Below are 11,260 nucleotides of genomic sequence, written 5' to 3'. Positions count from 1 at the left end.
GCAAGATCACCCCGCCCAGCCGGTCGGACATGAAAACCTCGATGGAAAGCCTGATCCACCACTTTAAACTCTATACCGAAGGCTTTCATGTGCCCGAAGGCGAGGTTTATTGCCCCGTAGAAGCGCCCAAGGGCGAGTTTGGCGTTTATCTTGTGGCCGATGGCAGCAATAAACCCTACCGCGCAAAACTGCGCGCGCCCGGTTTCCTGCACCTGCAGGCGATGGATCATATGTCACGCGGTCACCAGCTCGCGGATGTGGCGGCGATCATCGGCACAATGGACGTGGTGTTTGGAGAAATTGACCGGTGAGTGATATCGGCGTTGTTCAGCGTAATCGTCATGGACAGGTTCAGGCAGCATACCTCTGCCAGCAACTTCTGGCCGGCCTCACGGACCGCCGCCCACGCGGCGTGAACCGGGTGATGGACGAAAATGATGCGATCAGTGCCTGGTGCGACGGATGCGAGAGCTGTCTGCCGGCCAACGGCAACGAACGGAACGACCGGACCGAGGCATATGCGCAGATAAAACCGGTGTGCCGCAACTGCTTTGATGACTTTGAAGGCTTCGATACACTGAAGGAAGCGAACTGACTATGCTGCGCCGACTACACGCCGATCAACCCGATACCTTTGCATTTACGCCTGACAATATGGCATGGGCCGAGGGACAGATCACCAAATACCCCGAGGGCCGGCAGGCCAGCGCCATTATTCCGCTGCTGTGGCGCGCGCAGGAGCAGGAAGGCTGGCTCAGCAAACCCGCAATCGAAACCGTGGCGGATATGCTCGGCCTGAGCTATATCCGGGCGCTTGAAGTGGCGACGTTTTATTTCATGTTCCAGCTGCAGCCGGTTGGGAAGATCGCGCACATTCAGGTCTGCGGCACCACCTCCTGCATGATCTGCGGGGCCGAGGATCTGGTTGCGGTCTGCAAGGACAAGATCGCAGCCCATGCGCATGAGCTGTCCGCGGACGGTAATTTCTCATGGGAAGAGGTCGAGTGTCTGGGCTCCTGTTCAAACGCCCCGATGGCGCAGATCGGTAAGGATTATTACGAGGATCTGACCGCTGATCGCATGGGCGAGATTATCGACGAACTTGCCGCCGGCAAGGTGCCGGTGCCGGGCCCACAGAACGGCCGGTATGCCGCCGAGCCGCTTAAGGGACTGACATCGCTGAAAGAATATGACAGCGGCAGGACACAGTACAACGCCTCGGCACAGCTGGCTGTTGACATTGGTGACACGGTGAAACGGATCGACGGCAGCGAAGTTCCGCTGACGACACCCTGGCAGAAGCGCGCAAATAAGGCCTCACCGCCAAAGGACGCCGGAAAGAAAGCAGACCGCATGCGCGGCGCGTCCTCAGATAAAAGCGCAGCAGTTCAGGGCTCTGATGCGGTTGCAAAGGGCAAGCCGGCCACAGGGTCGGTGACCGGCGACAAACCTGAGTTGCTGAGTGAGGCGCGGGACGGTACGCCGGATGATCTCAAAAAGATCAGCGGTGTGGGGCCGAAGCTTGAAAAAGTGCTCAACGACATCGGGGTTTACCACTTCGACCAGATCGCGTCCTGGACGCCTGAAGAGGTCACATGGGCTGATCAGAACCTCGTAGGTTTTAAAGGACGTGTCAGCCGGGATAACTGGGTGGCGCAGGCGGTAAAGCTTGCGGCGGAAAGCTAGACGATAATTTTCCTAAGTGCGCAAAACACGGCTACACTGGGCCGGTGACGATCAGAAAACTGCGGAGAGGATTTGAATATGGACAATAACGAAGGAATGATCGGGATGGCTCTGGGCAGCTGGCTCATCGCGCTTGCGGGCGGTGCACTTGCTGCTGTTCTGCTCTGGGTTCTGGGGGGCTGGAGCTTCATGCAGGGGGCCTTCATCGGCTTCGTTGTTTTCCTTGTGGCAGGCGGCGTGATCAGCTGGATCATGACACGGCCACTGCCGGCACCCGGAGAAATCCGCGTGGGCGCACCTGTGTCCGAGAAACCCGCGCCGGCGGCATCCGCTGCACCGGCAACGGCCTCCGCACCGGCGGCGGCATCAAAGCCCGCAACCGCGAAGACAAAGGCACCGGCTAAAAAGGCACCTGCGAAGAAAGCCGCTGCATCGGCGGACGACGCGCGGCCGTCAGGGCTCAGCGACGCACCGCGCGCCGGGGGAGCCGATGATCTCAAGAAAATCACCGGGGTCGGGCCAAAGCTCGAAGAGACGCTGAACAGTCTCGGCATCTGGCATTTTGATCAGGTCGCCGGCCTGACCAAGAAGGACATTGCCTGGGTGGATGAGCGGTTGCGGTTCAAGGGCCGCATCGAAAGAGACGACTGGAAGGGCCAGGCGAAAAAGCTGGCCAAAGGATAGTAGTGACCCCCGTGGCGCGCGCTGCGGGATAAACGTAAATGATCGGGGGCAAGTCCGGGATGACGGCGCAGAACGAGAGCACCGAAGAGCGCGAGCGCGCGCTGGCGAGCAAAGGCCGGATGGTCAGTCTCGTTATTGTGGGTACGATGGTGCTCTGGATGCTGTCGCTGTGGCTGGCACCGATGCTCGGGCTGCCCGGACGCTATGCCTTTCTGTTTGATTTTGCAGCACTTGCGGGGCTCGTCTGGGCGCTGGTGGTGTCTTTACAATTACGGCGTGCGCGCAAAGACGCGCAGGCAAAGAGGTAAAAGGGGAGCGTCATGCTTCAGGACAAGGACCGCATCTTTACCAACATCTACGGGATGCATGACCGCACGCTGAAAGGCGCGCAGCAGCGCGGCCACTGGGACGGCACCCGCGGGATTCTCGAAAAGGGCAGCGCCTGGATCGTGGATACGATGAAGGCGTCGGGCCTGCGCGGACGCGGCGGGGCGGGCTTTCCGACCGGTCTCAAGTGGTCTTTCATGCCAAAGGAAAGCGATGGCCGTCCGTCCTATCTGGTGGTCAATGCCGACGAATCCGAACCCGGCACCTGCAAAGACCGCGAGATCATGCGGCACGACCCGCACACCCTGATCGAAGGCTGTCTGATTGCCAGCTTCGCGATGCAGGCGCATGCCTGCTACATCTACATCCGCGGCGAATATATCCGCGAGAAAGAGGCCCTGCAGAATGCCATCGACGAGTCCTATGAGGCGGGTCTGATCGGTAAAGATGCCTGTGGCTCCGGCTGGGATTTCGATCTCTATCTGGTGCACGGTGCGGGCGCTTATATCTGCGGTGAGGAAACCGCGTTGCTGGAAAGTCTCGAAGGAAAGAAAGGCATGCCGCGGATGAAACCACCATTTCCCGCCGGCGCCGGTCTTTATGGCTGCCCCACGACGGTGAACAATGTGGAATCGATAGCTGTGGTGCCGACGATCCTGCGCCGCGGACCGGAGTGGTTTTCTTCTTTCGGGCGTCCCAACAACGCCGGCACAAAGCTCTTTGCGATCAGCGGCCATGTGAACAATCCCTGTGTCGTGGAAGAGGCGATGTCGATCCCGTTCCACGAGCTGATCGAGAAGCACTGCGGCGGGATCCGCGGTGGCTGGGATAATCTCAAAGCGGTGATCCCGGGTGGCTCATCCGTGCCGATGATCCCCGGCAAGCAGATGAAGGACGCGATCATGGATTTTGATTATCTGCGCGAACAACGCTCAGGCCTTGGCACGGCTGCGGTGATCGTGATGGATAACTCCACCGATGTGATTAAAGCGATCTGGCGTCTGAGCAAATTTTACAAACACGAAAGCTGTGGCCAGTGCACGCCCTGCCGGGAAGGCACCGGCTGGATGATGCGGGTGATGGACCGTCTGGTGACAGGCGAAGCTGAGCCCGAAGAGATCGATATGCTGCTTGATGTGACCAAACAGGTGGAGGGTCATACGATCTGTGCTCTGGGCGATGCGGCTGCCTGGCCCATTCAGGGCCTGATCCGTCACTTCCGGGACGAGATCGAGGACCGGATCAAACACAAACGCACCGGCCGTGTAAGCGCCGTGGCGGCGGAGTAAGCGGGACAGGGTGCGCATGATTTCCGGGGGCAAAACTGCGATGGGGCTGGTGCTGACTGCGCCGCTTGCAGCCTGTGCGGCACCCGTCGTGCAGAGCACCGGTGCGCCGGTGGATGTCAGCCGTGATCTGAGCGTGGCGGCACAATCGTTCGTACGCGACGCCGGGGTGGCGAGCTATTACGTCAGCACCTGTTTCGGCCAGGGTGTCGCATGGAAAGCCGGCACCAGCACTGAGACCAGCAAACAGTTCTTTGATCAGCTTGAAGCACAGGGCCATACGCCCGAGGCGATCAATGCCGCTGTTGCCGGGATCAGCCGTGCCGATGTGGAAAGCGCGACCGCGCGGCATCTGTCGCAACGCGGTGTGGTCTCAGACAACGTGCCGTCGGTCTGTGCTGCGGCAAGAGGTGAAATCGCAGAGGGCACAGGTGCCGGCAGACTGATGAAGGCGGGCTGATGACAGAAAAGTATCATCTCGCAGAACTGAATGTGGGCCGGCTGGTCGCGGATGTGGACGATCCGCGGGTGACGGAGTTCATGGAAAATCTCGACCGTATCAACGGCCTGGGCAAGCGCATGCCGGGGTTTGTCTGGATGATGGAAGGATCAGGTGAACCTGGTACGGGCAATACGGATTCCAAAATCGATGGTGATCCGCAGTATGTGTCGAACCTGACCGTCTGGGAGAGCGTACACACGCTGGAAAAATTCGTCTGGGGCACAATCCACAAGCAGTTTTATGAGCGCCGCCAGGAGTGGTTTGAGGTGCTGGGTGCCCTGCATTTCGTGATGTGGTGGGTGCCGGCGGGGCACCGCCCGACACTGGATGAAGCGCTGGCACGGCTTGAGTATCTGAAATCGCACGGCGACAGCGATCATGCTTTTGGCTGGTCCTGGCTGAAAGATGCGGAAAAATGGAAAGAGCACCGGTGCGCTCCGGTGGCAGCAGAATGAGACCTATGAAGACAGTTACACTCGCCCTGATGGCCGCTGCCCTGATCGTGACCGGTTGCGGCCGGGACGAAGATCAGCTCAGCTTTGACGGACAGTTCTACCGTGCCAAGCTTAAGAAGGACGGCGAACGGCACCAGTTCCGCGTGACTGCGCGCCCGGTATCGGCCTCTGTCGACGGGGCCCGGGAGGCGGCGCGTTATGAGGCGATCCGGTTTTGTGTAACCGAATATGGCAGCTCGGACATCATCTGGACGACCAGCCCCGATGCGCCGGCCGATCAGCTGCCGGTGGCCGATGATACGCTTGTTCTGACGGGGGAGTGCCCGCTTTGAACCGGTTCCGGTCATATCTCTCCGGGGGGCGCTGTTATTGCATAGCAACGGCACCCGCTCCCATCTGCGGAGCTCACCTGCGGGCTGCATCCGCCGGTGTCTCAACAGACAGGAGAGATATAATGACCAGACTGATACTGAGCGCTGCTGTGATGCTGAGCCTCGCCACGTCGGCGAGCGCAAAACCTGCGCTACGAGATGTGCCGGAGATCGACAACGGGCTCTTCACCGTGGGCCTGGCGGATCAGATCCGTAAAAACTGTCCCGAGATTTCCGCGAGGTTTTTCCGGGCGCTTTCATATCTGAAGGGGCTGGAGAAGGAAGCGCGCGACCGGGGTTATACGGAAACCGAGGTCGAGGCGCATCTCGATTCAGATGCGGAAAAAGACAGGCTGCGCGCCCGGGCGCGCGACTATATGAAGGCCCGCGGACACGGGCAGGACCAGCAGGGCTACTGCGCTCTGGGTCGCGAGGAAATTTCGCAGGGCTCGGCCATCGGCGCGCTCCTGCGTGCAACGAATTAACAGGCGTCGGTTCAGGGGAATCGCCGGGAGACAAAGGTAAGTGATATGAGCGATCTGCGTAAGATCATTATCGACGGTAAAGAGATCGAGGCCGAAGGGGCGCTGACGCTCATTCAGGCCTGTGAGCAGGCGGGAATTGAGATCCCACGTTTTTGTTATCACGAACGGCTGACCATCGCGGGCAACTGCCGGATGTGTCTGGTTGAGGTTGTGGGCGGGCCGCCCAAGCCGGCGGCCTCCTGTGCGATGCAGGTAAAAGACCTGCGTCCCGGGCCCGAAGGCCAGCCGCCGGTTGTCAAAACCAACTCTCCGATGGTCAAAAAGGCCCGCGAGGGGGTGATGGAGTTCCTGCTTATTAACCATCCGCTTGACTGCCCGATCTGTGATCAGGGAGGCGAGTGCGATCTGCAGGACCAGGCGATGGCTTACGGCGTGGATTTCTCGCGCTATCGTGAGCCCAAGCGGGCCACAGAAGATCTCGATCTCGGCCCGCTGGTGGAAACCCACATGACCCGCTGCATTTCCTGCACGCGCTGTGTGCGCTTTACCACAGAGGTCGCGGGCATCCATCAGATGGGCCAGACCGGGCGCGGCGAGGATGCGGAGATTACCAGCTATCTTGGCCAGACCCTCGACAGTAATCTGCAGGGCAATATCATCGATCTTTGCCCTGTCGGTGCTTTGGTTTCAAAGCCTTACGCTTTTACTGCCCGACCCTGGGAGCTGACGAAAACCGAAAGCATAGACGTGATGGATGCGCTCGGCTCCAACATCCGCGTGGACACCAAGGGCCGCGAAGTCATGCGCTTTCTGCCCCGCAACCATGACGGGGTGAACGAAGAATGGATCTCGGACAAGACCCGTTTTGTCTGGGACGGCCTGCGCCGCCAGCGGCTCGACAAACCCTATATCCGCGAAAACGGCAAACTGCGCCCGGCCTCCTGGCCCGAGGCGCTCTCTGCGGCCGCTGCCGCGATTGAGGGTAAATCCGTGGCCGGTCTGGTCGGCGATCTGGTGCCGGTTGAAGCCGCTTTCGCACTGAAACAGTTCATCGAAAGCAAAGGCGGCGTCGTGGAATGCCGCACCGATGGCGCCTACCTGCCGCCGGACAACCGCGCGGCATATGTTGGCACGGCACGCATTGAGGACATCGACGACAGCAAATCGGTTCTGATTATCGGTGCGAACCCGGCCATTGAGGCTCCGGTGCTGAACGCGCGTATCCGCAAAGCCTGGACAAAGGGCGCGACGGTCGGTCTTGTCGGTCCGAAGGTGGATCTGACCTTTGAGTACGATCACATCGGCACGGACCGTGCAGCACTTAAGAAAGCCGCCTCCGGGGCCGTTGATATGCAGGATAAAAACGGCATCGTGATTGTCGGCGCGGGCGCGCTGCGTGGGTCTGACGGTGCTGCTGTGCTCGCGCAGGCGCAGGCGATCAGTGCGGCTTCCGGTGCGAAACTGCTGGTTCTGCATACCGCGGCGTCACGTGTCGGAGCGCTGGATATCGGTGCTGTGAACGAAGGCGGCATGGCAGCGATTGCCAAAGCGGACGTGATTTATAACCTCGGAGCGGATGAGATCGAAATCGACGCGGGGCCCTTCGTGATCTACCAGGGCAGCCATGGCGACCGGGGCGCGCACCGCGCGGACATCATTCTGCCAGGTGCGGCTTATACAGAAGAGCCGGGGCTTTTTGTCAATACCGAAGGGCGGCCGCAGCTTGCGCTCCGCTCAGGCTTCGCACCCGGTCAGGCCAAGGAAAACTGGGCAATTCTGCGCGCGCTTTCGGCGGAGGCCGGTGCGCAGCTGCCGTTTGACAGTATCGCACAGCTGCGCCAGGCGCTGATTGAACAGGTCCCGCATCTGGGGCGGATTGACGAGGTACCCGGGAATGAGGGTCCGCAACTCGATCAAGGGTCACTCTCGGACGGTGCCTTTGAGCCTGCGATCGCGGATTTCTGGCTCAGCAATCCGATCGCGCGCGCCTCAGAACTGATGGCGGAGCTTTCCGCAAACGCCCGCGCCCGCAAAAACAAAGCGATGGCAGCTGAATGAGGCAGATCGTCCTCATATCCCTTCCGGCACTTGCGGCCTGTGCGCCTCAGGTCCCGGTCGCAGATGACTTCATCCCTGATTATCTGGGAGTGCAGGCAACTGCGCTGGGAGAGGATCTTGTACAGTTTAACGTATCAATGACCAAGGCGCAGAGCCGCCTTGATGTGCAAAGATATGCCGAATGTGCCGCCGCGCATTACACAGTGGTGCGGGGATACGGGTTTACGCGGCATTTGCGGACAAATGTGACCGAAGAGGGTGGTGTGTGGGCGGCAGATGCTGTTTACACCATCTCGCCGACCCTGCCTGACGGGCTTGCTGTGATCGACGCTCAAGTCACCACGCAGGCCTGCATGGAAGCTGGAATACCGACGGTGTGAGGACTTATGGCTGACTTCTTTACCACTCCTGGCGGCATCGCCGTTCTGATCCTGGCGCAGGTGCTGGCGGTCGTGGCCTTTGTGATGATCTCACTGCTGTTTCTGGTCTATGGGGATCGTAAAATCTGGGCGGCGGTGCAGATGCGGCGCGGGCCCAACGTGGTGGGCACATTCGGTCTGTTGCAAACGGTGGCCGACGCTCTGAAATACGTGGTTAAAGAGGTCGTTGTCCCTGCCGGAGCGGATCGCACCGTTTTCATGCTGGCGCCGATGACATCCTTCGTACTGGCGATGATCGCCTGGGCGGTTATCCCGTTCAATGACGGCTGGGTGCTCTCTGACATCAATGTGGCGATCCTCTTCGTTTTCGCGGTATCTTCGCTTGAGGTTTACGGCGTGATCATGGGCGGCTGGGCGTCGAACTCCAAATATCCCTTCCTCGGGTCGCTGCGCTCGGCGGCGCAGATGATCTCCTATGAGGTCTCGCTGGGTCTGATCATCATCGGGGTGATCATCTCCACAGGCTCGATGAATTTCGGCGGGATCGTGGCCGCCCAGGATGGCGCCTATGGATTTTTCAGCTGGTACTGGCTGCCGCACTTCCCGATGGTGTTTTTGTTTTTCATCAGCTGTCTTGCTGAAACCAACCGACCGCCGTTTGACCTTCCGGAGGCGGAATCCGAACTGGTGGCGGGCTATCAGGTAGAGTACTCCTCGACGCCCTTCCTGCTCTTTATGGCCGGTGAATACATCGCGATCTTCCTGATGTGCGCGCTGACCTCGCTTCTGTTCTTCGGCGGCTGGTTGTCGCCCATTCCCGGTCTGCCTGACGGCGTGATCTGGATGATCCTGAAGATGGCGTTCTTCTTTTTCCTTTTCGCGATGGTCAAGGCCATTACGCCGCGCTACCGCTACGACCAGCTGATGCGGCTGGGCTGGAAAGTGTTCCTGCCGTTCAGTCTTGTCTGGGTGGTCTTCGTGGCCTTTGCTGCAAAATTCGACTGGTTCTGGGGGGCATACGCCCGCTGGGCCGTGGGAGGCTGAAATGACACAGATCGATTATACACGCGCCGCCAAATACTTCCTGCTGCAGGATTTCTATCAGGGCATGAAACTGGGGCTGAAGTACTTTTTTGCCCCCAAAGCCACCCTGAACTATCCCCATGAAAAGGGCCCGCTTTCTCCGCGCTTTCGCGGTGAACACGCGCTCAGACGGTATCCGAACGGCGAGGAACGCTGCATCGCCTGCAAGCTTTGCGAGGCGATCTGCCCCGCTCAGGCCATCACCATCGATGCCGAACCTCGTGAAGACGGCAGCCGCCGCACAACGCGCTATGACATCGACATGACCAAATGCATCTACTGCGGTTTCTGCCAGGAAGCCTGCCCGGTGGATGCGATCGTTGAGGGGCCGAACTTCGAGTTTTCCACCGAGACCCGCGAAGAGCTTTATTACGACAAGGACAAACTGCTCGCGAACGGCGAGCGCTGGGAAGCCGAGATTGCCCGCAATCTCGAAATGGATGCGCCCTACAGATGACTGATCCGAAGAACCCTTTTGAGGGGGCCAACCCCTTTGCCGCGATGATGGCCCAGGCGCAGGAAATGGCGAAGAGCTTTCCGGCGATGGAAGCCTTCACGCCTAAAGGGTTTGAGAAGATGATGGGCACGATGCCCAAAGACATGATGGAAATGATGTTTGGCAACACGCTGAACGAAGGCGGGCTTGATGCGCGCACCCGGATGCTGCTGACGCTGGCCGGGCTGACGATGCAGGGGGCGCAGAACGATGTGGCCTTTCGCCAGGCGGTGCGCCATGCGCTGGAGGCCGGTGCCACACAGCAGCACATCGTCGAGACGCTGGGACAGATGTCGATGTTCGCCGGGCTGCCCGCGATGACCCGCGCGCTGGAACTGGCGCAGCAGGTTCTGGACGACGAGAAGGACGAAGAATGACAGTTTTTGCCTTTTACCTCTTTGCCATCAGCGTGATTGCCGGTGGGCTGTTTACAGTCATCAGCCGCAATCCGGTGCATTCGGTGCTCTGGCTGATCCTCGCATTCCTGTCGGCCGCTGGCCTTTTCGTGCTGCTGGGTGCGGAGTTCGTCGCGATGCTGCTCATCATCGTCTACGTGGGCGCGGTGGCGGTGCTGTTCCTCTTCGTGGTGATGATGCTGGACGTGGATTTCGCCGAGCTGAAGGCGGAGATGGCAAAGTACATGCCTCTCGCGCTTCTCATCGGCGTCATCATCCTGATGCAATTCGTCATGGCTTTCGGCGCCTGGGAGAGCAATGCGGCGGCGGACGGCCTGCGCGCGCAGGTGGCGCCGGTCGACCGGCACAATACCGAAGCGTTGGGACTCATCCTCTATGACCAGTACTTTCTGCTCTTCCAGCTTGCCGGTCTGATCCTGCTCGTTGCGATGATCGGGGCCATCGTGCTGACCCTGCGCCACCGCTCGGACGTCAAACGTCAGGACGTGGTCGCCCAGATGATGCGCGACCCGGCGACGGCGATGGAGCTCAGGGACGTGAAACCGGGGCAGGGGCTGTGATGCCTGCAAGAGAGGGAATCTGACATGTCCAGAACTACAATAATCGTTCTGATCGTCGTACTGATTGTGGCCTTTGGCGGTTTCAGCTTTCTGGGCTGAACACGCTGATCTGAAAAATATAAGCGCCACAACGGGCGCAGGACTGAAAAGAACCGAGGGACCGGATGATCGGACTTGAACATTACCTCACAGTGGCGGCAACGCTCTTTGTTATCGGAATCTTCGGTCTGTTTCTGAACCGAAAGAATATCATCATCCTGCTGATGAGCATCGAGTTGATGCTGCTAGCGGTGAACATAAACCTCGTGGCCTTCTCCAGCTTTCTGGGAGATCTCGTGGGGCAGGTCTTCACGCTCTTTGTGCTGACGGTGGCGGCGGCGGAAGCTGCGATCGGTCTGGCTATTCTGGTCTGTTTCTTCCGCAACCGTGGCACGATCGCCGTGGAAGATGTCAACGTGATGAAGGGCTGAG

At 59.7% G+C, this 11,260-nt stretch carries 16 protein-coding genes and 1 pseudogene; all 17 read left to right on the top strand.

Translation table 11 applies throughout. The features are described from left to right. Nucleotides 1–311 (top strand): annotated as a pseudogene (locus tag Q0M35_RS07200) (NADH-quinone oxidoreductase subunit D); the annotation flags it as partial. Then, nucleotides 308–595 carry a hypothetical protein gene (locus Q0M35_RS07195; RefSeq protein ID WP_295313640.1) on the top strand — a complete coding sequence of 96 codons (288 nt, stop codon included), beginning with the start codon at nucleotides 308–310 and terminating at the stop codon, nucleotides 593–595. The pseudogene Q0M35_RS07200 and the gene Q0M35_RS07195, both read left to right, overlap by 4 nt. A 2-nt stretch (nucleotides 596–597) precedes the next feature. Then, nucleotides 598–1,686 carry an NADH-quinone oxidoreductase subunit NuoE gene (gene nuoE, locus Q0M35_RS07190; protein WP_295313638.1) on the top strand — a complete coding sequence of 363 codons (1,089 nt, stop codon included), beginning with the start codon at nucleotides 598–600 and terminating at the stop codon, nucleotides 1,684–1,686. 78 nt (nucleotides 1,687–1,764) lie between these two features. Next, the gene (locus Q0M35_RS07185) at nucleotides 1,765–2,370 is read left to right on the top strand and encodes a hypothetical protein (protein WP_295313636.1); all 606 of its coding nucleotides are present in this window, start codon (nucleotides 1,765–1,767) and stop codon (nucleotides 2,368–2,370) included. A 38-nt stretch (nucleotides 2,371–2,408) separates the two neighbouring features. Beyond that, nucleotides 2,409–2,678, top strand: coding sequence for a DUF5337 domain-containing protein (locus tag Q0M35_RS07180; protein WP_295313634.1), 270 nt, complete (start codon nucleotides 2,409–2,411; stop codon nucleotides 2,676–2,678). A 12-nt stretch (nucleotides 2,679–2,690) separates the two neighbouring features. After that, nucleotides 2,691–3,986, top strand: a complete 1,296-nt coding sequence (nuoF, locus tag Q0M35_RS07175) for an NADH-quinone oxidoreductase subunit NuoF (protein ID WP_295313632.1) — start codon at nucleotides 2,691–2,693, stop codon at nucleotides 3,984–3,986. A 16-nt stretch (nucleotides 3,987–4,002) separates the two neighbouring features. Next, complete coding sequence (locus Q0M35_RS07170; protein WP_295313630.1) at nucleotides 4,003–4,443, top strand: DUF5333 family protein; 441 nt, start codon at nucleotides 4,003–4,005, stop codon at nucleotides 4,441–4,443. Next, nucleotides 4,443–4,940: a DUF3291 domain-containing protein gene (locus Q0M35_RS07165; RefSeq protein WP_295313628.1), complete on the top strand. Its 498-nt coding sequence runs from the start codon at nucleotides 4,443–4,445 to the stop codon at nucleotides 4,938–4,940. The genes Q0M35_RS07170 and Q0M35_RS07165 overlap by 1 nt, the downstream gene beginning before the upstream one ends. A 5-nt stretch (nucleotides 4,941–4,945) precedes the next feature. Further along, a complete protein-coding gene (locus tag Q0M35_RS07160; protein WP_295313626.1) occupies nucleotides 4,946–5,272 on the top strand; it encodes a hypothetical protein in 327 nt (108 codons plus the stop codon). A 122-nt stretch (nucleotides 5,273–5,394) separates the two neighbouring features. Next, nucleotides 5,395–5,796 (top strand): DUF5333 domain-containing protein, encoded by a 402-nt coding sequence (locus Q0M35_RS07155; RefSeq protein ID WP_295313623.1) that lies wholly within the window; start codon nucleotides 5,395–5,397, stop codon nucleotides 5,794–5,796. A 45-nt stretch (nucleotides 5,797–5,841) separates the two neighbouring features. Continuing rightward, a complete protein-coding gene (nuoG, locus tag Q0M35_RS07150; protein ID WP_295313621.1) occupies nucleotides 5,842–7,854 on the top strand; it encodes an NADH-quinone oxidoreductase subunit NuoG in 2,013 nt (670 codons plus the stop codon). Then, nucleotides 7,851–8,234 (top strand): hypothetical protein, encoded by a 384-nt coding sequence (locus Q0M35_RS07145; protein ID WP_295313619.1) that lies wholly within the window; start codon nucleotides 7,851–7,853, stop codon nucleotides 8,232–8,234. Before nuoG ends, Q0M35_RS07145 begins: the two co-directional genes overlap by 4 nt. Nucleotides 8,235–8,240: 6 nt before the next feature. Continuing rightward, the gene (gene nuoH, locus Q0M35_RS07140; RefSeq protein ID WP_295313618.1) at nucleotides 8,241–9,278 is read left to right on the top strand and encodes an NADH-quinone oxidoreductase subunit NuoH; all 1,038 of its coding nucleotides are present in this window, start codon (nucleotides 8,241–8,243) and stop codon (nucleotides 9,276–9,278) included. Nucleotide 9,279: 1 nt separating this feature from the next. Continuing rightward, nucleotides 9,280–9,774, top strand: a complete 495-nt coding sequence (gene nuoI / locus Q0M35_RS07135; protein ID WP_295313616.1) for an NADH-quinone oxidoreductase subunit NuoI — start codon at nucleotides 9,280–9,282, stop codon at nucleotides 9,772–9,774. Next, nucleotides 9,771–10,190: a carboxymuconolactone decarboxylase family protein gene (locus tag Q0M35_RS07130; protein ID WP_295313614.1), complete on the top strand. Its 420-nt coding sequence runs from the start codon at nucleotides 9,771–9,773 to the stop codon at nucleotides 10,188–10,190. The genes nuoI and Q0M35_RS07130 overlap by 4 nt, the downstream gene beginning before the upstream one ends. After that, entirely contained in the window at nucleotides 10,187–10,789 is a 603-nt protein-coding gene (locus Q0M35_RS07125) for an NADH-quinone oxidoreductase subunit J (RefSeq protein WP_295313612.1), read from the top strand. The genes Q0M35_RS07130 and Q0M35_RS07125 overlap by 4 nt, the downstream gene beginning before the upstream one ends. A 164-nt stretch (nucleotides 10,790–10,953) precedes the next feature. Further along, nucleotides 10,954–11,259, top strand: coding sequence for an NADH-quinone oxidoreductase subunit NuoK (gene nuoK, locus Q0M35_RS07120; protein WP_187428658.1), 306 nt, complete (start codon nucleotides 10,954–10,956; stop codon nucleotides 11,257–11,259). Nucleotide 11,260 lies beyond the last annotated feature (1 nt).

This window comes from Roseobacter sp. (genome assembly GCF_024639605.1).
In the GTDB taxonomy this organism is placed as follows: domain Bacteria; phylum Pseudomonadota; class Alphaproteobacteria; order Rhodobacterales; family Rhodobacteraceae; genus Roseobacter.
The sequence above is the reverse complement of the archived record's forward strand: the minus strand, read 5'-3'. Positions and strand labels throughout refer to the sequence as shown.